The organism is Acinetobacter courvalinii (assembly GCF_014635545.1).
Classification (GTDB): domain Bacteria; phylum Pseudomonadota; class Gammaproteobacteria; order Pseudomonadales; family Moraxellaceae; genus Acinetobacter; species Acinetobacter courvalinii.
Map to the genome: position 1 here is coordinate 7,501 of NZ_BMDA01000010.1, position 1,470 is coordinate 8,970.

Below are 1,470 nucleotides of genomic sequence, written 5' to 3' on the forward strand. Positions count from 1 at the left end.
TAGGGAGCCACGCGATAACAACGCTCCATGAACTGGAACTTGGTTTCCTTTGCAGGTTACCGCGGGAAGGTGCCTAGGCCACAGGCCAGAGCAGCCCTCCCGCAGAAGGCTTCCAGGTGGAGCAGGCCCTGTACGTCCTTGCCCACACCTGTAAGAGGGAGCCGGAGGCAGGGACGACCGAGCAGTCTTACCGCTCGCTCTTTCCCATTGCTCTCCGCCGCTCCTTCTTGTATACCCTCCGACCTCGAGTCTGGGGACGGTGCGGCCCGACGGTCTGAGCCGCGACTTTTCAACTCCCGCGAAATTCCCCAGTATGGGAAATTTTAAAAATCGACTCACGGCCACCCAGCCACCCAACTGGGTCGCACCTTCTCAGGAATCTCGCTCCAAGTTCACAAAGACCACGCCTTCCTCGTCAAGTTGGTTGCGCCTTCCTTGCCTACCCGGTCATTCCTGCCTACCCTGCACTCGGTAGGTACTACCCGCCTACTACTTTTTTCTTTTCAACTTTGATCTTACCTTTCTCATACAGGCCCGTCGTACCTACCCTGTAGTTCTTACCTACCCTACACTTAATAAGCGCTACCTACTCGCAATTTTCCTTTTCAAAACTTCGGCTTCCAAAGGTCGATTGCGCCTTCCTTACCTACCCGGTCGTTCTTGCCTACCCTGCACTCGGTAAGTACCACCCTTCACTGCCTTTCCCTCTTCCACCTTTTCAACCTCGGCCGCGCCTTTCTTATATAAAGCAGACGTGCCTACCCTACAGCGTCCACTCAAACTACGTTTCCACTAAGTAAAAAGCTAACTACTTTTTATCTTCCCTAATATAATTTACAACATCTTATAACTATACCAAAAGTATTCATATTACTCTTATCTTTTTCTTTTTACATTTACCAATTCAACCTTCTTTATTAATATACTAACCTCAACATATCCTCCCTACCCATACAACCAAAGCCACCTAACACCCTACCTACTCTACTAACTGTTTATACCCCCTAAATTCTACTACCCTTCTTCTTCTACTACTTTCAAAATTTCTTTTTTTTTTTTCTTTTTTTCTTCTTTTTCTTCTTTCCTACTATCAATTATTTACCTGCCCTTCCCTAACAATTCATTCAAGACCGTATAGGTTCTAGTTGATCGACTTAGTCGCCTCCGAATACCTTCTTCTTCCTATATTTATAAAAAAAACCTCTACCCTTGTTATAATCCGGCTCCTACTACTCTAAAAGTGTTTATTTACTTTATAAACGCCCTTACCTAATAAAGATTTGGAGGTAGAACAAGAGGACGAAAAGAAGAATAAAAAGAAAAAGAAAGGAAGAAGCTTACTAAGGGGGCAAGACATTACAAAAGTAAAAAGGTAGAAGGAAAGTAAGAAAAATATATATAAAAAAAAAAAAAAAAAAAAAAAAAAAAAAAAAAAAAAAAAAAAAAAAAAAAAAAAAAAAAAAAAAAAAA